Source organism: Streptomyces wedmorensis, from assembly GCF_000716445.1.
Lineage (GTDB): Bacteria > Actinomycetota > Actinomycetes > Streptomycetales > Streptomycetaceae > Streptomyces > Streptomyces wedmorensis.
The window spans coordinates 120,702-138,945 of the sequence record NZ_JNWK01000023.1 but is presented as its reverse complement, the minus strand read 5'-3'; the positions used below and the strand labels follow the sequence as shown (position 1 = coordinate 138,945).

Annotated in this window: 14 protein-coding genes; 2 read left to right on the top strand and 12 right to left on the bottom strand. The window is 74.0% G+C overall.

Features of this window, described 5'->3' with window-relative positions; genetic code table 11:
* Positions 1-63: 63 nt before the first annotated feature.
* From OO54_RS19875 to OO54_RS19840, 8 genes are all read right to left on the bottom strand, one after another.
* Positions 64-609, bottom strand: a complete 546-nt coding sequence (locus OO54_RS19875; RefSeq protein WP_033204849.1) for a GNAT family N-acetyltransferase — start codon at positions 607-609, stop codon at positions 64-66.
* Between the two features lie 28 nt (positions 610-637).
* Positions 638-1,483 carry a GNAT family N-acetyltransferase gene (locus OO54_RS19870; protein WP_033204847.1) on the bottom strand — a complete coding sequence of 282 codons (846 nt, stop codon included), beginning with the start codon at positions 1,481-1,483 and terminating at the stop codon, positions 638-640.
* Positions 1,484-1,632: 149 nt separating this feature from the next.
* Complete coding sequence (gene ispG / locus OO54_RS19865) at positions 1,633-2,790, bottom strand: flavodoxin-dependent (E)-4-hydroxy-3-methylbut-2-enyl-diphosphate synthase (RefSeq protein WP_017235877.1); 1,158 nt, start codon at positions 2,788-2,790, stop codon at positions 1,633-1,635.
* 103 nt (positions 2,791-2,893) lie between these two features.
* A complete protein-coding gene (locus tag OO54_RS19860; protein ID WP_033204845.1) occupies positions 2,894-4,204 on the bottom strand; it encodes a M50 family metallopeptidase in 1,311 nt (436 codons plus the stop codon).
* The gene (dxr, locus tag OO54_RS19855) at positions 4,201-5,451 is read right to left on the bottom strand and encodes a 1-deoxy-D-xylulose-5-phosphate reductoisomerase (RefSeq protein WP_033204843.1); all 1,251 of its coding nucleotides are present in this window, start codon (positions 5,449-5,451) and stop codon (positions 4,201-4,203) included. Before dxr ends, OO54_RS19860 begins: the two co-directional genes overlap by 4 nt.
* Before the next feature lie 34 nt (positions 5,452-5,485).
* A complete protein-coding gene (gene aroA, locus OO54_RS19850) occupies positions 5,486-6,733 on the bottom strand; it encodes a 3-phosphoshikimate 1-carboxyvinyltransferase (protein ID WP_033204841.1) in 1,248 nt (415 codons plus the stop codon).
* Between the two features lie 306 nt (positions 6,734-7,039).
* Positions 7,040-7,678 carry a hypothetical protein gene (locus OO54_RS19845; protein ID WP_033204839.1) on the bottom strand — a complete coding sequence of 213 codons (639 nt, stop codon included), beginning with the start codon at positions 7,676-7,678 and terminating at the stop codon, positions 7,040-7,042.
* Between the two features lie 111 nt (positions 7,679-7,789).
* Positions 7,790-9,712, bottom strand: coding sequence for an acyl-CoA dehydrogenase family protein (locus tag OO54_RS19840; RefSeq protein ID WP_033204837.1), 1,923 nt, complete (start codon positions 9,710-9,712; stop codon positions 7,790-7,792).
* Positions 9,713-9,938: 226 nt separating this feature from the next.
* Here OO54_RS19840 and OO54_RS19835 point away from each other — a divergent pair, with 226 nt between their 5' ends.
* Positions 9,939-10,241, top strand: coding sequence for a putative quinol monooxygenase (locus OO54_RS19835; protein ID WP_033204909.1), 303 nt, complete (start codon positions 9,939-9,941; stop codon positions 10,239-10,241).
* 106 nt (positions 10,242-10,347) lie between these two features.
* Here OO54_RS19835 and OO54_RS19830 read toward each other — a convergent pair whose 3' ends face one another.
* Together OO54_RS19830 and OO54_RS19825 are read right to left on the bottom strand one after the other, a co-directional pair.
* Positions 10,348-11,793 (bottom strand): aldehyde dehydrogenase family protein, encoded by a 1,446-nt coding sequence (locus OO54_RS19830; RefSeq protein ID WP_017235884.1) that lies wholly within the window; start codon positions 11,791-11,793, stop codon positions 10,348-10,350.
* Positions 11,794-11,967: 174 nt separating this feature from the next.
* Positions 11,968-12,939 carry an EamA family transporter gene (locus tag OO54_RS19825; RefSeq protein ID WP_033204835.1) on the bottom strand — a complete coding sequence of 324 codons (972 nt, stop codon included), beginning with the start codon at positions 12,937-12,939 and terminating at the stop codon, positions 11,968-11,970.
* Between the two features lie 153 nt (positions 12,940-13,092).
* On the opposite strand from OO54_RS19825, the gene OO54_RS19820 reads away from it, so the two are divergent.
* Entirely contained in the window at positions 13,093-13,302 is a 210-nt protein-coding gene (locus OO54_RS19820) for a hypothetical protein (protein ID WP_033204833.1), read from the top strand.
* Positions 13,303-13,465: 163 nt separating this feature from the next.
* Here OO54_RS19820 and OO54_RS19815 read toward each other — a convergent pair whose 3' ends face one another.
* On the bottom strand, positions 13,466-15,022 hold the full coding sequence (locus OO54_RS19815) for a PucR family transcriptional regulator (protein ID WP_033204831.1): 1,557 nt from the start codon (positions 15,020-15,022) through the stop codon (positions 13,466-13,468).
* A gap of 335 nt (positions 15,023-15,357) precedes the next feature.
* The gene (locus OO54_RS19810; RefSeq protein ID WP_106970055.1) at positions 15,358-18,039 is read right to left on the bottom strand and encodes an ATP/GTP-binding protein; all 2,682 of its coding nucleotides are present in this window, start codon (positions 18,037-18,039) and stop codon (positions 15,358-15,360) included.
* Positions 18,040-18,244 lie beyond the last annotated feature (205 nt).

Genomic DNA, 18,244 nt, shown 5'->3' with positions numbered 1-18,244 from the left:
TACTCCTGCCGGGACTGACGTTGATGGCTAGGAGGTTAGCCGGGCAGCACCGGCGACGAGAAATCAGTTCCGGCGGAGCAGTGGCAGCGGCGCGCCCATGACCGCGTACGGGCGGGCGGCGCTCGGGAAGTGCACCTGGCGGGCGAGGTCCCGGTAGCCGAGGGTCCGGTAGAGGCCGCGGGCCGGGGATTCGATGTCGATGGCGGAGAGGATCGAGCGCGGTTGCGCGGCCCCGTCGGTGATGGTCGTGATCAGTTCGCGGCCCACGCCCCGGCCCTGGAAGTCCGGGTGGACGTGCAGTTCGGTGATGGCGAAGGAGTCGTCGAGCCAGTCGGCGGTGCCGGTGGCGCGCAGGTACGACTCGACGACGGTGGACCACCAGTGGGTGCGGTCGTTGGGCATGCCGTACACGAATCCGACGAGCCGTCCGTCGGGGGTGGTGGCACCGAAGGCGCGGGCGCCCGGGCTGAGCAGGTGGCGCAGCACGATGTGGCGGCGTACGGCGACCTCGCCGGCGTCCAGGCCGAAGGCGATCGCCTGCACGGCGAGGGCCTCGTCGACCCGGGCGGCGAGATTGACCGGTCCGATCACGATCTCTGCGTCATCCATGCGGCGCACCCTACAAGCGGCCGGGGCCTCAGAACAGCACGCTCATGAAGGCACCCGTCTCACGGAAGCCGACTCGGCGGTACGCGGCCCTGGCAGGGGTGTTGTAGTCGTTGACGTACAGGCTCACCACGGGGGCGACGTCCGCCAGGGCGTAGCGGAGCACGGCGGCCATCCCCGTCTCGGACAGGCCCTTGCCGCGGTGCTCGGGGGCGACCCAGACGCCCTGGATCTGGCAGGCGTGGCGGGTCGCGGCGCCGATCTCGGCCTTGAAGACGACCTTGCCGTCCTCGAAGCGGGCGAAGGAGCGGCCCGCTCCGACGAGCTCGGCGACCCGGGCCTGGTAGAGCAGTCCCCCGTCGTTGGCGAGCGGGGAGACGCCGACCTCCTCGGTGAACATGGCCACGCAGGCGGGCATGATCGCCTCCATCTCGTCCTTGCGGACCTGGCGCACCAGCGGGTCGGGCGTGACGGTGACGGAGGGCTCCTCGGTGACCATCAGCGGCTGGCGGGCCCTGACGTCCCGCGCGGGGCCCCAGCTGGGTTCGAGGAGCCGCCACAGTTCGGCGGTGGGCTCGACCGGGCCGACGATCGACGAGCAGCGGCGGCCGATCCGGCGCGCCCTGTCGGCGAACGCGCGGACGGCCTCGGGGGTCGCGCAGATGGGCACCAGGTTGGCGCCCGAGTAGCAGAGCGAGCGCAGTCTGCCCTCGGTGTACCAGCCCCACATCTCGCCGCCGAGCCGCCAGGGGTCGAGCCCGGCGACCTGGACGCGCGCGGCCACGAAGGCGTTCTCGACGGGGGCGCTCTCCAGGACGGCGAGCGCGGCGCCGAGGTCGGCGGGTTCGAGGACCCGGGTGGTGGTCTGTGTCAACACGAGGGGGCCTCACGGTGCGATCTGCTGGTCTCCGCACTGTACCCCCGTGCCCTGGGGGAGGGGCCTTCATGCACGTGCGAAGCCCCTCCGCCCGGTGGGGCGGAGGGGCTTCGCACGACGGGATCCGGCCGCCGGGGCGGCCCGTGGCGTCAGACGCCGATGGCGACCGTGGGCTCGCCGCTGGCGATGCCGTCCTTCTCCATCTGCTCGGCGATCTTGAGCGCCTCTTCGATGAGGGTCTCGACGATCTTCGACTCGGGGACGGTCTTGATGACCTCGCCCTTCACGAAGATCTGGCCCTTGCCGTTGCCGGAGGCGACGCCGAGGTCGGCCTCGCGGGCCTCGCCGGGGCCGTTGACGACGCAGCCCATGACGGCGACGCGGAGCGGGACGGTCATGCCGTCGAGGCCGGCGGTGACCTCCTCGGCGAGCTTGTAGACGTCGACCTGGGCGCGGCCGCAGGACGGGCAGGAGACGATCTCCAGGCGGCGCTGGCGCAGGTTCAGCGACTCCAGGATCTGGATGCCGACCTTGATCTCCTCTGCCGGCGGCGCGGAGAGCGAGACGCGGATGGTGTCGCCGATGCCCTGCGAGAGGAGGGCGCCGAAGGCGACGGCCGACTTGATGGTGCCCTGGAAGGCGGGGCCGGCCTCGGTGACGCCGAGGTGCAGCGGGTAGTCGCACTGCTCGGCGAGCTGGCGGTAGGCCTCGACCATGACGACCGGGTCGTTGTGCTTGACCGAGATCTTGATGTCGCGGAAGCCGTGCTCCTCGAAGAGGCCCGCCTCCCAGAGCGCCGACTCGACGAGCGCCTCGGGGGTGGCCCGGCCGTACTTCTTGAGGAGCCGCGCGTCGAGCGAGCCCGCGTTGACGCCGATGCGGATCGGGGTGCCGGCGTCGGAGGCCGCCTTGGCGATCTCCTTGACCTTGTCGTCGAACTGCTTGATGTTGCCCGGGTTGACCCGGACGGCCGCGCAGCCGGCGTCGATCGCGGCGAAGACGTACTTCGGCTGGAAGTGGATGTCGGCGATGACGGGGATCGACGACTTCCGGGCGATCGTGGCCAGGGCGTCGGCGTCGTCCTGGGTCGGGCACGCGACCCGCACGATCTGGCAGCCGGAGGCGGTGAGCTCGGCGATCTGCTGGAGCGTGGCGCCGATGTCGGACGTGCGGGTCGTGGTCATCGACTGCACGGAGACGGGGGCGTCACCGCCGACTGCCACGCTGCCGACCTGGATCTGACGGCTCTTGCGCCGCTCGGCGAGCCGGGTCGGGACGGTCGGGATACCGAGAGAAATCGCGGTCATCTTTTGTGCAACCTCAAGGTCGTGCGTCGGCGGGCTCAGGTGTCCGAGGTTACCGCCCCGGGAGCGGGGGGCCGGACACCAGCGGGTCCGGCCCCCCTGGGAGCTACGTGATCTTCACCGGGTTGACGATGTCGGCGGCGAGCACGAGCAGGGTGAAGCAGACGAAGACGCCGGCCACCACGTAGGCGGCGGGCATCAGCTTGGCCACGTCGAACGGGCCCGGATCGGGGCGCCGGAAGAGCCGGGCCGTGTGACGGCGTACGGACTCCCACAGGGCGCCCGCGATGTGGCCGCCGTCGAGCGGCAGCAGCGGGAGCATGTTGAACAGGAACAGCGAGACGTTGAACATGACCAGCAGGTTCATGAACATCACGAGGATCGTCGTCGGCGGCGCCTCGACGGTCATCAGCTCGCCGGTGATCCTGGCGGCACCGACGACGCCCACGGGGGAGTCCTCGGCGCGCTCGCCGTCACCGAAGGTCGCGTCCCACAGGCCGGGGATCTTGCCCGGGAGGGCGATCACCGAGTGGACGCCGTTCTCCATGAGGTCGGTCATCCGCTCGGTGGTCTCGCCGAAGCTGAGCGGCGCCACCTCGGACTTCGGCTGGAAGCCGAGGTAACCGGCCTTGACGTACTCGACGGGCCGGACGACGTTGCCGTCGGCGTCCTTCTTCTCGACCTCGTTGGAGACGAGGGTGGGGTGCAGGTCGATCCGCTGCCCGTTCCGCTCGACGGTGAGCGTGGCGGGGCCGATGGCGGCGTTGCGGATGCTGTCGGAGAGGGCGTCCCAGTCCTTCACCGTCTGCCCGTTCAGGGCGAGGATCTTGTCGCCGTCCTTGAGTCCGGCCGCGAACGCCGGGGACACCGGGTCGCCCGCGCGGCACTCCTTGCGCTCGTCGCTCAGCTTGAGGACGCACTTCTGGACGCCCGCGACCTGGGTCGTCGGGCCCGCGATCCCCAGGGTCATCATCGAGCCGAAGAACAGCGCCGCCGCCAGGACCAGGTTCATGAACGGTCCGGCGAACATCACGATGACGCGCTTCCAGGGCTTGCGCGTGTAGAAGAGCCGGGTCTCGTCGCCGGGCTGGAGCTCCTCGTACGAGGCCTCGCGGGCGTCCTCGATCATGGAGCGCCAGGGCGAGGTGGAGCGGGCCTCGATCCTGCCGTCGTCGCCGGGCGGGAACATGCCGATCATGCGGATGTAGCCGCCGGCCGGGATGGCCTTGATGCCGTACTCGGTCTCGCCGCGCTTCTTCGACCAGATGGTGGGGCCGAAGCCGACCATGTACTGCGGCACGCGGATGCCGAAGAGCTTGGCCGTGGAGAGGTGGCCGAGCTCGTGCCACGCGATGGAGACGAGGAGGCCGAGGGCGAACAGCACGATGCCCAGGGCGTACAGGAGCATTTCGGTCATGCGCGGGCCTCCGCTGTTGCCTTCGCTGCGAGCTCTCGGGCCCGGGCCCGGGCCCGGGTCTCCGCTTCGAGGACGTCCGACACGGTCAGCGAGGTTCCCCGGGCGGGGGTGCCGTGCTCCGAGACGACCGCAGTGACGGTATCCATGATTCCGTTGAACGGCAGCCGTCCGGCGAGAAACGCCTCGACGCACTCCTCGTTCGCCGCGTTGAAGACGGCGGGGGCGGTGCCGCCCAGGGTGCCGACGTGCCTGGCCAGGCCGACGGACGGGAAAGCCTCGGTGTCGAGCGGGAAGAACTCCCAGGTGGAGGCCTTGGTCCAGTCGAAGGCGGGGGCCGCGTCGGGGACCCGCTCCGGCCAGCCGATGCCGATGGCGATGGGGCCGCGCATGTCCGGCGGGGTGGCCTGGGCGAGCGTGGAGCCGTCCGAGAACTCGACCATCGAGTGGACGTACGACTGGGGGTGGACGACGACCTCGATGCGGTCGAAGGGGATGTCGTAGAGCAGGTGGGCCTCGATGACCTCGAGGCCCTTGTTCACCAGGGTGGCGCTGTTGACGGTGATCACCGGACCCATCGCCCAGGTGGGGTGGGCCAGCGCGTCCTCGCGGGTGACGCCGGCCAGCTGCTCCCTGGTCCGACCGCGGAAGGGGCCGCCGGAGGCCGTGACGACCAGCTTGCGGACGTCGGCGCGGGTGCCGGCGGCGAGGGCCTGGAAGAGGGCCGCGTGCTCGGAGTCGACCGGGATGATCTGGCCGGGCTTGGCGAGCGCCTTCACCAGCGGGCCGCCGACGATCAGCGACTCCTTGTTGGCGAGCGCGAGGGTGCGGCCGGCTTCGAGGGCGGCGAGCGTCGGCGCGAGGCCGATGGAGCCGGTGATGCCGTTGAGCACCGTGTGGCACGGGGAGGCGGCCAGCTGCGTGGCGGCGTCCGGCCCCGCCAGCAGCTCGGGCAGCGGCTCGGAGCCGTACAGCGCCTTCAGCGCCTCGCGCAGCTCCGGCAGCGCCTCCTCGCGGGCGACGGCGACCGCGGCGACCCTCAGCCGGTGGGCCTGCTCGGCGAGCAGTGCGACCCGGCCGCCGGAGGCGGCCAGGGCCGTGACCCGGAAGCGGTCGGGGTTGCGCAGCACCAGGTCGATGGCCTGGGTGCCGATGGACCCGGTCGAGCCGAGGACGACGATGTCCCGGCGTCCTTCGGATACGTCGAAGGCGATGTGCGGGTCGGCGAGAGGAGAGGGGCGGTCGCTCATGCCCCCCATTCTTGCCGCAAACACTGTGCGGTCTTCACGCGGTGTGGGCGTACCTGTGGAAAACCCGGTGGAAGTCGGGGAACGTCTTCTTCACGCAGCCGGGGTCGTCGAAGGTGATCCCGGGCGTGCGGAGCGCGGTGACCGCGAACGACATGACGATCCGGTGATCGCCGTGGGTGGCGATCTCCACGGGTCCGGTCGGCGTCCCGGGGTGGATCTCGATCCAGTCCGGCCCGGTCTCCACGGTGATGCCGAGCCGGCGGAGGTTCTCGGCGCAGGCGTCGAGCCGGTCGCACTCCTTGACCCGGGTGTTCGCGACGTCCTCGATGCGGACCGGCCCGTCGGCGAACGGCGCGATCGCGGCGAGCGTCGGCATGGTGTCCGAGATGTCCCGCATGTTGACGGTGAGGCCGCGCAGGGTGCCGGTGGAGCGGACCGTCGTACCCGCCTCCGTGATCTCGACGTCGGCGCCCATGCGGCGCAGCACGTCGACGAAGCCCAGGTCGCCCTGGAGCGCGCCGGTGCCGAGGCCGGGGACGGTGACGGAACGGCCCGGTTCGAGGGCCGCCGCGGCGAAGAAGTAGCTCGAGGTGGAGGCGTCGGGCTCGATGGCGTACGTCCGCGCCCGGTATCCGGTCGGCGCGACCCGGTACGTACGCCCCTCCCGGCCGTCCTCCCGGGTGATCTCCGCGCCGAAGCCGCGCATCATCGCCAGCGTGATCTCGACGTACGGCTCCGACACCAGGTCCGTGACCGTGATGTCGAGGCCCTCGGCGGTCAGCGGGCCCAGCATGAGCAGGGCCGTCAGGTACTGGGAGGACTGCCCGGCGTCGAGGGTGAGCGCGCCGCCCTTCACACCGCGGGCGTGGACGTCGAGCGGGTGGTGCCCGTCCTTCCCGCCGTGCCGCAGGTCGACGCCGAGGGTCCGCAGGGCGGTGCTCAGGGGGCCGAGCGGGCGTCGCCTCATCTGCGCGGAGGCGTCGAAGCGGTAGGTGCCGTGGCCCGCGGCGGCCAGGGTGGGAAGGAAGCGGGCGGTGGTGGCACCGTCCCGGCAGTAGACGTCGGCGGCGTCCGCGCCGGGGCCGGCGGGACGGCCCTCGATGTGCCAGGCGTCGGTCTCGCGCCGGACGGCGTAGCCGAGGGCGGTGAGGCCTTCGGCGAAGCCCTCGGTGTCGTCGGAGACGAGGGGTCGCTGGAGGGTGGTGGTGCCCTCGGCCGCGGCCGCGAGGAACAGCGCGCGGGCGGTGACGGACTTGGAGCCGGGGATGTCGATGACGGTCACGGGTCCATGGTGCCGGGCTTCGCCGTCCGGGCGGCCGGCGTTCCGCATGGCGGAACGCCCGCGCCGGGCCGGCGCCGTCGGCCCTGCCCCGGCCCACACGACCCTCCGCACCGCGCCGCCCCGCCTTCCCCCGCCGCGACCCGTCGGCCTGTTCGACGACGAGGATCGTGCCGTCCGGGGCCGGGCAGGGCTTCACGGGCCGTGGCGGGCCCGGCGGGCTGGGCGTGGCACGTTCCAGGAGGAGGCCCGGCGGGCTGGGCATGGCACGTTCCAGGAGGAAGCCCGGCGGGCTGGGCATGGCACGTTCTAGGAGGTGGTCCTGCCCTGGACGGGGTCGCCCAGCCGGACCTCGGCCCATAGGGCGGGGGCTCCTTCCTGGGCCTCCACGCACAGGTAGAGGCGGCAGGTCACGGCGTCGTCGCTGAGGACGGCGAGCTGCCCGAGCCGCCCCTCACCGGGCAGCTGTGCCGTGCTGTCCGGGACGTCGGCGAGGAGCGGTGTGAGCTCGATCTGGGCGGCCTTCCCCGAACTGAAGACTCCGCCCACCTCCGTGTCGGACTGGGCGCGGAGACCGGCCTCGCTCTTGCTCGACGCGATGACTCCGGGGCCGTCCTTGCTCTCCCCGACGACACCCGCTCCCGTCGCCTTCGCCACGCCGTGCACGCCTTCGCTGAAGAGCGTCTCGCCCCGCACGCCGGTCTCACCGCGGCCGAGCACCCCGAACCGGGACCCGCTGCCGATCACGCCGGTCTCACCGAAGCCGGACACTCCGGGGGAGTGCGCGGACGCGTCGCCGACACCGAGGACTCCCGCGCGCGCCTCCCGCTCCTTGGCCACGTCCCGGGGTGCCGGCCGGGCGTACCCGGCGACTCCGGTCACCCCCAGCCCGACCACGCCGCTGCTGTCCTCGGGCGCTGCTTCGGCCTTCGCCTCGGTGTCCGTCATCGTGGGTCTCTTTCCTGGTGTCCGGGTTCCCGTGGAAGTGCCCCACCCACGCTAGGAACGGCCCCGGACCCGGACCACCGGGGCTGCTCCAAGCGGCCGCGCCGCGGACGGTCAGGGGACGCGGCGGTGGACGTTCTCCTCGGTCGAGGGGCCGGGGGTCGCGTCCGCGATCCAGGGCCCGTCGTCGCCCGGGTCGACGATGCCGGCCTCCAGCCAGGTGTGGCGGCCGGCGAGGACGGCGTCGACGACGCGGCGGTCGAGGTCGTCGGTGTTGGACCAGAGGCGGGTGAAGAGGTCGTCGACGCGGAGGCGGGCCTGGCGGCAGAAGGCGTCGGCGAGTTGGTGGGCCTCGGTTCCGTGGTCGGTGGTGGTGCGGAGGAGCTCGGCGCGTACGCAGGCGGCGCTCATGGCGAAGAGTTCGGCGCCGATGTCGACGATGCGGCCGAGGAAGGCCTGCTTGAGCTCCATGCGGCCCTGCCAGCGGGACATGGCGTAGAAGGTGGAGCGGGCGAGTTTGCGGGAGGTCCGCTCGACGTACCGGACGTGGGTGGCGAGGTCGCCGAACTCGGCGTACGCGCCGGGGAGTCGTCCGGGGCCGGTGACGAGTCCCGGCAGCCAGCGGGCGTAGAAGCCGCCGGCGCGGGCGCCGGCCCTGGCCTTGTCGGCGAGTGAGGTGTCGGGGTCGATGAGGTCGCCGGCGACGGAGAGGTGGGCGTCGACGGCCTCGCGGGCGATCAGCAGGTGCATGATCTCGGTCGAGCCTTCGAAGATCCGGTTGATCCGCAGGTCGCGCAGGACCTGCTCGGCGGGGACGGCCCGTTCGCCGCGGGCGGCGAGGGAGTCGGCGGTCTCGTAGCCGCGGCCGCCGCGGATCTGGACGAGTTCGTCGGCGATCTGCCAGGCCTTCTCGGAGCCGTACAGCTTGGCGAGGGCGGCCTCGATCCGGATGTCGTTGCGGTCCTCGTCGGCGAGTTGGGAGGCGAGGTCGACGACGGCCTCCAGGGCGAAGGCGGTGGCCGCGATGAAGGAGATCTTGGTGCCGACGGCCTCGTGGCGGGCGACGGGCTTGCCCCACTGCTCGCGGACGGCGGACCATTCGCGGGCGATCTTCAGGCACCACTTGGCGGCGGCCGCGCAGGTGGCGGGCAGGGAGAGCCGACCGGTGTTGAGGGTGGTGAGGGCGATCTTGAGGCCGGCGCCCTCGGGGCCGATACGGTGGCCCGCCGGGACCCGGACGCGGTGGAAGCGCGTGACGCCGTTCTCCAGGCCGCGCAGCCCCATGAAGGCGTTGCGGTGCTCGACGGTGATGCCGGGGGCGTCCGCCTCGACGACGAAGGCGGTGATGCCGCCGGGGTGGCCCTCGGACGCCGGCACGCGGGCCATGACGACGAGGAGGTCGGCGACGACGCCGTTGGTGGTCCAGAGCTTGACGCCGTCGAGGACGTAGTCGTCGCCCTCCGGTACGGCGGTGGTGGCGAGCCGGGCCGGGTCGGAGCCGACGTCGGGCTCGGTGAGCAGGAACGCGGAGAGGTCGGTGCGGGCGAGCCGGGGCAGGAAGGCGTCCTTCTGCTCCTGGGTGCCGAAGATCTTGAGCGGTTGCGGTACGCCGATCGACTGGTGCGCGGAGAGCAGCGCGCCGACGGCGGGGCTCGCGGAGCCGACGAGCGCGAGGGCGCGGTTGTAGTACAGCTGGGTGAGGCCGAGGCCGCCGTACGCCGGATCGATCTTCATCCCGAGCGCGCCGAGTTCCTTGAGGCCGGTGATCGTCTCGTCGGGGATGCGGGCCTCGCGCTCGATGCGGGCGCCGTCGATCCGGGTCTCGCAGAAGTCGCGGAGGACCGCGAGGAAGGCCTCCCCGCGCCGGACGTCCTCGTCGGCGGGGAGCGGGTGGGGGTGGATGAGGTCCAGCCGGAACCGGCCGAGGAAGAGCTCCTTGGCGAAGCTCGGTTTGTGCCAGTCCCGCTCGCGCGCCGCCTCGGCCGTCTGCCGGGCCTCGCGTTCGCTGACCTTTGGGCGCTGGGTGGGTGCGGTCATGGACGCCTCCTGGGGCTTCCTGTCCGTCGTACCCGATAACCACCGGTTCGGAAAGGCGGCGGACCCGGCCCCGCCCGCCCGGTGGGACGCCGAGGCCGCCCGTGCGAGCCCCCGACGGCGGCGGGCCCGGCCGCCCCGGTCGGCTCCGGGCGCCCCGGCCGGCTCCGGGCGTCCGGCTGGTGAAACGCCCGGCCACCCGTACGGGGGCGCCGTCCAGGGTTCCGGCATGTCGCAGCCGATCAAGCTCATCATCCACATCACCGCCCTGCCCGGCCGGGGCGCGGAGCAGGTGGCCGCCTTCGAGGCGCTCGCGCCGCTCGTGCGCGCCGAGGAGGGGTGCCTGCGGTACGACCTGCACCGGGTGGCGGACGACCCCGACCGGTTCGTGCTGATCGAGCGCTGGGCCTCGGCCGAGGCCCTCGCCGCGCACGACGTGGCGCCGCACATGACGGCCGCCGACGCGGCGAACAAGGCCTTCCGCGCGGGGCCCGCCGAGGTCGTCCGGCTCGTCGACGCCCCCGTGGCATGACGAAAAGGCGGTCCGAGCCCCCGCACAGTGGGCTCGGACCGCCTGGTCCGGTGGGGCGTACGCCGGGTCAGGTGCGGCGTACGTCGTGTCCGGGAGGGCGTACGCCTTAGAGGGCGAGGCCCGTCAGGACGAGCACGCGCTCGTAGGTGTAGTCGTCCATCGCGTACTTGACGCCCTCGCGGCCGACGCCGGAGCGCTTGGCGCCGCCGTACGGCATCTGGTCGGCGCGGTACGAGGGGACGTCGCCGACGATCACGCCGCCGACCTCGAGGGCGCGGTGGGCGCGGAACGCCGTCTGCAGGTCGTGGGTGAAGACACCGGCCTGGAGGCCGAAGTCGGAGTCGTTGACCGCGGCGAACGCCTCGGCCTCGCCGTCGACCTTGGCGATGGTCAGGACCGGGCCGAAGACCTCGGCACGGGCCAGGGTGACGTCGGCCGGGAGGTCGGTGAGGACGGTCGGGGCGTAGGTCGCGCCCTCGCGCTTGCCACCGGCGAGGAGCTTGGCGCCGGCCGCGACGGCCTCGTCGACCCAGGACTCGACGCGCTGGGCGGCGGCCTCGTCGACCAGCGGGCCGACGTCGGTGGCGGCGTCGGACGGGTCACCGGTGACCTGGGCCTCGACGGCGGCGACGATCTTCGGCACCAGGCGGTCGTAGACCGAGGCGTCGGCGATCACGCGCTGCACGGAGATGCAGGACTGGCCGCCCTGGTAGTTGGAGAAGGTGGCGATCCGGCTCGCGGCCCAGTCCAGGTCGGCCTCGGAGGACCAGTCGGGCAGGACGACGGCCGCGGCGTTGCCGCCGAGCTCCAGGGTGCAGTGCTTGTGCGGCACGGACTGCTGGATGGCGTAGCCGACCTTGTCGGAGCCGGTGAAGGAGATGACCGGGAGGCGCTCGTCCTGGACGAGGGCCGGCATGCGGTCGTTCGGCACGGTCAGGATGGACCAGGAGCCGGCCGGCAGGTCGGTCTCGGCCAGGATCTCGCCCAGGATCAGGGAGGAGATCGGCGTCGAGGGCGCCGGCTTGAGGATGATCGGGGCGCCGACGGCGATGGCCGGGGCGACCTTGTGGGCGCTGAGGTTCAGCGGGAAGTTGAACGGCGCGATGCCGAGGACGACGCCCTTGGGGATGCGACGGGTGAGGGCGAGGCGGCCCGCGCCGCCGGCCTCGGTGTCCAGGCGCTGGGCCTCGCCGGCGTTCCAGCGGCGGGCCTCCTCGGCGGCGAAACGGAAGACGGAGACGGCACGGCCGACCTCGCCGCGGGCCCACTTGACGGGCTTGCCGTTCTCGGCGGAGATGAGGAGGGCGATCTCCTCGGTGCGCTCGGCGAGGCGCTTCGACACGTGGTCGAGGGCGGCGGCGCGGACGTGCGCCGGGGTCGCGGCGAACTCGTCGACGACGGCGTGCGCGGCGGCGACGGCCTCTTCGACCTGGGCCTCGGTGGGCACGCTGACCTTGCCGACCAGACGTCCGTCGTACGAGTTCGTGACGTCGAAGGTGGTGTCGCCGGTGGCCTCGCGGCCGGCGAGCCAGAAGGCGTGGGTGGTCGTCATTGCGTCCCCGGCCCTTTCCGTTTCGGATGGTGCGAGCGATTGCTCTCGTGACACGTTAGGGCCGGGGCGGCGGGCGTGGGCTTGTCCGGTGTGGAGTGATGGGGCCGGACCTCTGTCCGAATTGGCCGAAGGGGACCGACGGCGCCCGTCCGCCGCCGCCCCCTCGGCCGCGGGTCAGCCGCGGCGTTCGGTCGAGACGATCAGGCAGACCCCGCCGACGACGACCGCGCCGCCGAGCAGGAGCGGCCAGGTCAGGGCCTCGTTCAGGACGAGGGCGCCGAGGAGCACGGCGACGACCGGGTTCACGTACGCGTAGGTGGCGACCAGGGAGAGCGGTGCGGCCTGGAGGAGCCAGGCGTACGACGTGAACGCGAGGAGCGAGCCGAAGAGGATCAGGTACGCGAGTGCCGCCCACGAGCGGCCCGATATCGCGGTCAGGTCGAGGCCGTGCTGCTCGCCCCGGACGACGCCGATCAGAAGCCCGGCGAGGCCGCCGGCGACCATCTCGTACGCGCTGGCCGTGAACGGGTTCGAGGGCATCGGCAGCCGGGAGGAGGAGAACGACCCGACCGACCACAGCAGGGTCGCCACGACCACCAGGACCACGCCGCCGATCTTCACCTCGCCGCTGAGACCGGGGAGCGTGAGGACGGCGAGGCCGACCAGTCCGAGCAGGACTCCCCCGACGGCACCGAGGCCGGGCCGCTCGCCCGTGGCGGCGCGCAGGATGACGACCCAGGCGGGGACGACGGCGATGAGGAGCGCGGCCAGACCGGAGGGGATGGAGGTCTCGGCGAGGACCACGAGGCCGTTGCCGCCGGGGATGAGGAGCAGACCGATCAGGACCGCCGAACCGAGCTGCCGGCGCGTGACCTTGAGGGCGGCGGGGCCCTGGCGCCAGGCGATGATCCCGGCGAGCAGCAGGCCCGCGGTGACGAAGCGGGCGCCGGAGGACAGGAAGGGCGGCATCGTCTCGACGGCGATCCGGATGCCGAGGTAGGTCGATCCCCACACGACGTACACGACGCCGAGCGCGGCCCATACGGTGCCGGTGATGCGGCGGGCGGGTGCCGCGGTCGTGTCGCTACGGGATGCGGGGGCGGCCTTGTGCGCCTCGGGTGCCGGATCGACGGCAGGACTTGTCATGCCCAGGAGACTAGGGAGTCACCGCCCGCAAGACCAAGAAAACTGCCCGGATCCGGGCAGCGAGACCGGAAAACGGACGCCGATGCGGCACGTGACGTCCGTTCCGGCTGGTGACAGGATGATCGGGACCGTAGGACCACAAGGGGGAAGATCATGATCCTTTTCGTGCTGATCGGCGTGCTCGCGCTCGTCGCCGCCGGCTGCGTCTGCGTGGTGTGGGCCTCCCGCGGCGGCCCCCGCTGGGTCCGCGCCGTGGCCGCCGTGACCCTCCTCGGCGGTGAGGTGGCCCGCGACGGCCGACGTCGGCGCGGTGCGGGGCGGGGCGACGACACGAGCAGCATGGGCGCGGGCAGCGACGGCTGAGGGCCGGACGTGTGAGCGGCGGGGCCAGTGGGGCGCTCCGCGCCCCCGCCCGCATCCCCTCGGCCGACGCGGGCCCGGCGACCGCCGCGCGCCCCCGCCCGACGCGGGCCCGCGGTCACTCCGTGCCCCCGCCCGCACCCCCTCGGCCGACGCGGCCCGGCGGTTACTCCGCGCCCTCGCCCGTCGCCTTCAGGGCCAGCCACAGTTCCATGCGGACGTCCGGGTCGTCGAGGGAGCGGCCGAGGATCTCCTCGACGCGGCGCATCCGGTAGCGCAGGGTGTGCCGGTGGACGCCCAGGTCCGCCGCCGCGGCGTCCCACTGGCCGTGCCGGGAGAGCCAGGCGTGCAGCGAGGCGACCAGGTCGCCGCGGCCCGTCGCGTCGTGGTCCCGCAGGGCCCGCAGCATCCCGTCGGCGAAGGCGCGGACGGCGTCGTCGGCGAGGAGCGGCAGGACCGAACCGGCCGCCAGGTCCTCGTGTTCGACGAGCGCCCTGCCCCGTCGCCGGGCCACCGAGAGTGCCTGCTCGGCCTGCTTGTACGCCGTCGCCGCCGCGATCGGGCCGGCCGGCGCGGAGAGTCCCACGACGACGCCGGCGTCCTCCGCCTCGCGCTCCGCGTACCCTTCGCAGGCCGCGACGACCGCGCCGCCGTCCCCGGCGAGGACGACGAGTCGCCGCTCGCCCTCGGGGACGGCGAGGACCGCCTCGCCCGCCCGGGCGGCGGCCGCCTCCAGGGCCTCGGCGAGCACCGACAGCGGCGGCTCGGCGGCCGCCGCCTCTCCCCCGGCGGGCTCCGCGACGAGCACCCGGAACGGGGCGTCGAGCAGCCCGCCGTACACGTCCCCGGCCACCGCGCGCGCGTGCTCCGCCTGACCGGCGAGCATCATCTGCAGGATCGCCGAGCCGAGCCGCTGCTCCGCCGCCTGGAGCGAGCGGGAACGTTCCGTCGTGAGGGTGAGCAGGGCGATCGCCGAGTGCACCGCGTACCGCTCGGCAGTGCCGAGGGGCGCGCCCGTGCCGACCGCGAGGGCGCCGCGCACCCGGCGTCCGGTGCCGAGCGACTGGAGTTCGACGCGGTCGTCGGTACCGCCGACGACGGCGCTCGCGGGCGCGGGCCGGTCGCGGAGGCGCTCCACGTCGGGGGTGAGCCGCGCGGCCCTGCGGGCCGCCCACTCGGGTGAGACGGCCACGACCGTGCCGGAGGTGTCGTACAGCGCGGCCCAGCCGTCCACGTGCGCGGCGAGCCGGGCGACGACGGCCTCCGGGCCTTCGGAGAGCGCCGCCCTGGTCAGCTCGCGCTGGGCCTCGAAGCCCGCGGTCACGGCCCGGTACTGGTCGGCGGAGATGGCCGCCGACACCGCCTTGCTGATGGCGAGGAACGGGGTCCTGCGGGGTACTTCGAGGAGCGGCAGGTGCTCCTCGCGGGCCGCGTCGAGCAGGGCCGCCGGGATCTCCTCGTAGTTCACGCCGACGGCGAACCCGAGCCCGACGACCCCCGCCCCCAGCAGCCGCCGCACGTAGCGGCGCATCGCCTCCAGGTCCTCCGCGTCGAGCGTCAGCGCGGTGGTGAGGAGCAGCTCGCCCCCCTCCATGTACGGCACGGGGTCGGCGAGCTCGCTCACGTGGGCCCAGCGGACGGGGGTGTCGAGGCGGTCCTCACCGGCGCGGACGACGAGCTTGAGGGCGGAGTGCTGCACGAGCGAGGCGAGGGTGGGCGGCATCGGGTGACCGTCGGACCTTTGAGCGAGGGGGCACCGCCCAGCCGAGCGGCGCCCCCGATTGTGCCAGGGCCGATGGGTGCCCGCTCAGCTACGCGGAGCGACTGGTCTCAGCCACGCGGAGCGACTGGCCTCGGCCACACGGGCGGGCGTCACTCGCCCACGCCGACCGGGCGCCGCTGGGCGAGCGGGGCGGGCGCGGCTCGGCCGCGCGGGGCGGCGCCACTCGGCCGGGCGCCACTCCGGCGGACGCCACTCGCCCACGCCGGGCGGGCGCCACTCGGCCCCCGCCCCTCTCGGCCGCCCCCGCCCCGCCGACGCCGCGGTCGCGGTCGCGGTCAGCCGCGCAGGTCGACCAGGACGGGGGGTGTGTGGGCGCCCCGGACGGTGGTCAGGGAGACGACGGCGTGGTCGGGCGGGACGGAGTGGGCGAGTTCGGAGGCGGACCAGCGCTCGCGCTCGACCTTCCGGGTCGTGACGGCGTCGGTGGTCACGGCCTTGCCCGTGACCTTCTTGCGCAGGGCGTGGATGAACCGGGTCATCGGCTGGTCGGCGAAGACCGTGTGGTGGGCCACCTCGGTGGTCTCCACCCACTCCTTGCCCCAGGTCTCGGCGAAGCCCCGGCCGTCCCAGGTGGTGATGCCGGAGAGCGCCACCCGGCAGCCGACGGCCCCGAACAGCGGGCCGTGCAGCGCCTCGGGCACCTCGCCGAGGGTGCGCAGGCCCAGGACGACGCCGGCGTTCTGCGGGCGCAGCCGCTGGAGGGAGCGGACGGTGCCCGTGGTGAGCGTTCCGGTGGCGTCGTCGAGCACCAGGCAGACGAAGTGGGTACGGCTGCCGGTGTTCCTGGCCGCCGCGAGGAACTGGGCGAGGAGCAGCCGGGCGAGGAGCTTCGAGGCCTCCTCGTGGCCGCGCTCGGGCAGTCGGACGCGGACCCGCAGGGGGTGGTGGACGACGGACTTCAGGGAGAAGGGGCTCACGCCTCCGGTGTCGGCGCCGAAGAACTCGGCGAACACCGGCCGGTCGAGGAGCGCGAGGCGGTCCGCGAGGAGCGGCCCGGCGTCGGCCGCCGTGCCGGCCTGCCGGATGCGCGCCTCCAGCTCGCGGCGCATCGTCGCGGAGCCGTCGGCCGGCAGCCGGTCGAGCAGCGCGGCCAGCGTCCCGGGGCCCGCTTCGAGCAGTTCGCGGAGCACGGGCACGGAGGGGAAGCGGCCGTGCACGGCCCGGTAGGGGCCGATGAGCTGGGCGAGGACGGTGGCGGCGCGGCGGACGTCGAGGTTCTCGACGTCGCCCACCAGGCCCTCCGCGAGCAGGGCCGCCGCTTCGTCCGGATCGGTGAGTCCGGCGTACAGGTCGAGGTCGTACGGGGAGGCCGGGTCGCCCGGTCGGACCACGACGTCGTAGGCGTCGTCCGGCCCGAGCTGCGCGTCCGCGGCGCCGACGGCGACGACGGCGCACCCGCCGGTCAGCGCCTGGAGGGTGAGCGACTCGACGACGGGACGGATCACGCGGGCGGTCTTCCCCGCTCCGGAGGGACCCACGACGAGCAGCGAGGTGCCGAGTACGGCCGGGTCGAGGGCCAGGCCCGCTCCCCGGTACGCGGCAGGGTTCCGTTCCTCGGCGACGCACCGGCCGATGCGGACCTGCCCCACGAGCAGGTCGTGGGTGGCGACGCGGGCCGGCAGGTCACGGTCGCCCGAGGGGTGGGCCCAGGCCGCCGCGCCGTGGCGCAGCACCGTTTCGGCTGCGGAGGCGGGGCCGCCGGCGGCCCCGCGTCCCCGCTCGTCCAGGTGTCGGCGCACGCGCGCGCAGTCCACGTCGTTCATGCGCCCGGCGTGCGCCTCGGCGGCGAGCAGGTCCGCGGCCGCCCGCTCCCCCGCGGCCCGCAGCTCGGGCCACTGGGAGGCCGGGACGGGCACGCTCGCGTCGAGCGGCGCCGCGGGAGCGCCGGAAGCGGCGGAGCGGTTCCGGCGGGCCCGGAGCCGGTCGCGGCCCAGGGCCCGCCATTCGCCGAGACGGGCGAACGGCCACAGCACGGCCGCGGTGATCACCGTGTACACGGTGTAGACGACGAACGGCGAGGCGAGGACGTCGTATCCGCCGCCGAGCAGCACCACGAGGGAGAGCACGGGGCCGACGACCGGCAGTGGCTCCCAGCCGACGCCGGGGAAGGCGTCCGGCCAGACGAACGTCAGGGCGATGAGCGCCGCACCGGCCGCGAGCGCGGCGCGCGCCGGCGGCCGTCGGTCGGCGAGCAGGTGGCGGGCGAGTTCGGCCCAGGCGCCGAGGCGGGCGATGGCGTACAGGAGTCCGGCGAAGAACACCCCGTCGTAGACGACGTGCGCCTCCGCGCCGTGCCAGTCGCGGGGCGAGGTGCCGCCCGCGTACCACCAGTCGCCGGGGGTGAACGTGGCGAGCGGGATCCACTGGTACGGGACCACGCCGCGGCGCCAGGCCGACCACAGCAGCAGCCCCACCACCAGCGGGATCAGCAGGCCCACGACGGTGACGGGCGCGAGCCGCCGCGCCTCCGCTGTCGCCCGCGGAGCCACGTACCGGTACCGCCAGACCCCCGGCGCCGTCCGGGGCCGCGGCGCGTCGAGCCACGCGACGACGGGCGCGGGCGGCACCGGTGCCCCCGGGGCGCCGGGCGTCCCCGACGGATCGGCGACCGCCCGGGGCCCGGGGGTCCCCGGCGCCGCCGGGATGCCCGGCGTGCCGGGGAGGTCCCCGCCCTGAGCGGCCGGAGCCGCCGCCGGGCGGGGCGGGACGCGTGGCGGAGCCGGGTGCGCGGTCGCCTGCGGGAGGCCGGCCGGCGGGGCGGGGTGCGCGGTCGCTCGCGGCGCACCGGTGGGCGGGGCGGGGTCCCCGGTGGTCCGCCGGGGGCCGGCCGGCGGGGCGGGGGCGGTGTGCCGGGTCGGTGGGTGGGCCCCGGACGGGCCGTCGGTCGGCGGACCCGCTGGGCGCGGGACCGCGCCGCCCCTGGTGTCGCGTGACTCGTACGTGCCGTCGGTCTCCATGAACCCCTGCCCCCTGACCAGCCAGGTCGCCGCCTCTGTGCCACCGTCAATCTAGTGGGCGGGGAGCGCCCGGGAGGGGTTTCGACCACCCGTACGGCCGATGAGCGGCGTGGCGCCCGCGGGGAGCGGATACGGAGGGACCATGTCCATGAAGGACAACGACACACCCCCACCACTCCCGATCGGCGCATGCCTCACCCCCTCT

Bases quoted from the DNA above. Each gene is read 5' to 3' on its own strand.
- OO54_RS19810 (WP_106970055.1), bottom strand. From the start codon at position 18,039: ATGGAGACCGACGGCACGTACGAGTCACGCGACACCAGGGGCGGCGCG.
- OO54_RS19820 (WP_033204833.1), top strand. From the start codon at position 13,093: ATGATCCTTTTCGTGCTGATCGGCGTGCTCGCGCTCGTCGCCGCCGGC.
- ispG (WP_017235877.1), bottom strand. From the start codon at position 2,790: ATGACCGCGATTTCTCTCGGTATCCCGACCGTCCCGACCCGGCTCGCC.
- OO54_RS19845 (WP_033204839.1), bottom strand. From the start codon at position 7,678: ATGACGGACACCGAGGCGAAGGCCGAAGCAGCGCCCGAGGACAGCAGC.
- OO54_RS19875 (WP_033204849.1), bottom strand. From the start codon at position 609: ATGGATGACGCAGAGATCGTGATCGGACCGGTCAATCTCGCCGCCCGG.
- OO54_RS19815 (WP_033204831.1), bottom strand. From the start codon at position 15,022: ATGCCGCCCACCCTCGCCTCGCTCGTGCAGCACTCCGCCCTCAAGCTC.
- OO54_RS19830 (WP_017235884.1), bottom strand. From the start codon at position 11,793: ATGACGACCACCCACGCCTTCTGGCTCGCCGGCCGCGAGGCCACCGGC.
- OO54_RS19840 (WP_033204837.1), bottom strand. From the start codon at position 9,712: ATGACCGCACCCACCCAGCGCCCAAAGGTCAGCGAACGCGAGGCCCGG.
- OO54_RS19825 (WP_033204835.1), bottom strand. From the start codon at position 12,939: ATGACAAGTCCTGCCGTCGATCCGGCACCCGAGGCGCACAAGGCCGCC.
- OO54_RS19835 (WP_033204909.1), top strand. From the start codon at position 9,939: ATGTCGCAGCCGATCAAGCTCATCATCCACATCACCGCCCTGCCCGGC.
- OO54_RS19860 (WP_033204845.1), bottom strand. From the start codon at position 4,204: ATGACCGAAATGCTCCTGTACGCCCTGGGCATCGTGCTGTTCGCCCTC.
- dxr (WP_033204843.1), bottom strand. From the start codon at position 5,451: ATGAGCGACCGCCCCTCTCCTCTCGCCGACCCGCACATCGCCTTCGAC.